We start from the raw sequence: 1,161 nt of genomic DNA on the forward strand, positions 1-1,161 counted from the left end.
GGGGTGGTGCCATCCGACAAGGCGGCGTTGAGATCAGCCCCGGCGTTGATCAGGACTTTCACGCAGTTGGTATTGCCTTTTGCAGCAGCGACGAGCAGCGCGGTGGCGCCATTCGGCAAGATGGCGTTGAGATCTGCTTTGGCTTCGATCAGGGCTTGCAGGCAGTCGGTGTTATTTTCCCAGGCAGCGGTTAATAGTGGGGTGACGCCATTCGGCAAAGCGGCGTTGAGATCCGCCTTGGCTTTGATCAGGGCCTTCACGATTTCGGTATGGCCCTTCTGGACCGCGATATAGAGCGAGCTGACGCCATTCGAATTCCGGGCGTTGAGATCCGCATTGGCTTCAATCAAGACTTTCACGCAGTCGGTATTGCCCATCTCAGCTGAGATCAAGAGCGTGGTGGTGCCATTCGCCAAGGCGGCGTTTACATCTGCCCCGGCCTCAATCAGGATTTTCAAACAGTCGGTGTTATTTTCCAGGACAGCCATGAAGAGAGAAGTTCTGCCACTCTGAGTTCGGACGTTGATATCTGCCTTGGCTTCGATCAGGAGCTTCATGATGCTGATATTGCCATTCCGGGCAGCAACGAAAAGCGCGGTGGCACCATTGGGCAGAGTGGCGTTGATATCCGCCCCGGCTTCGATCAGGAGTTTCACGCAGTCGATTTTATTTTCCCGGGCGGCGATGAACAGCGGGGTGACGTCATCATTAGTCCGGGCGTTGGGATCCGCTTTGGCTTCGATCAGGGTTTTCACGCAGTCAGTATTGCCTTTCGCAGCAGCGATGAACAGCGGGGTGGCGCCATCCGACAAGGGAGTGTTTGGATCGGCCCTGGCTTCGATCAGGACTTTCACGCAGTCGGTATTGCCCATCTCGGCTGCGATGGACAGCGCGGTGGCGCCATCCGAATTTCGGGCATTGGGATCCGCCCCGGCCTCGATCAGGATTTTTACGCAGTCGGTGTTATTTTCCTGGGCAGCCATGAGCAATGCGGTGGCACCACTCGAACAGGCGGCGTTGATATTTGCTCCGGCGTTGATCAGGCGTTCGACAACGCCCTTGTGACCGTTAATGGATGCCGCCATCAAGATATTAAAACCATCATCCATAACGGCATTGACATTGACTCCTTCTGCCAGTGACTTCTCCACCTGATCCAAA

At 55.6% G+C, this 1,161-nt stretch carries 1 protein-coding gene; it reads right to left on the reverse strand.

All coding sequences use genetic code 11. The features are described from left to right. The coding region (locus KDK17_RS13885; RefSeq protein WP_257288301.1) for an ankyrin repeat domain-containing protein at positions 1 to 1,161 on the reverse strand (1,161 nt) is incomplete at both ends.

Source organism: Endozoicomonas sp. SESOKO2, from assembly GCF_024606245.1.
Classification (GTDB): Bacteria; Pseudomonadota; Gammaproteobacteria; order Pseudomonadales; family Endozoicomonadaceae; genus Endozoicomonas_A.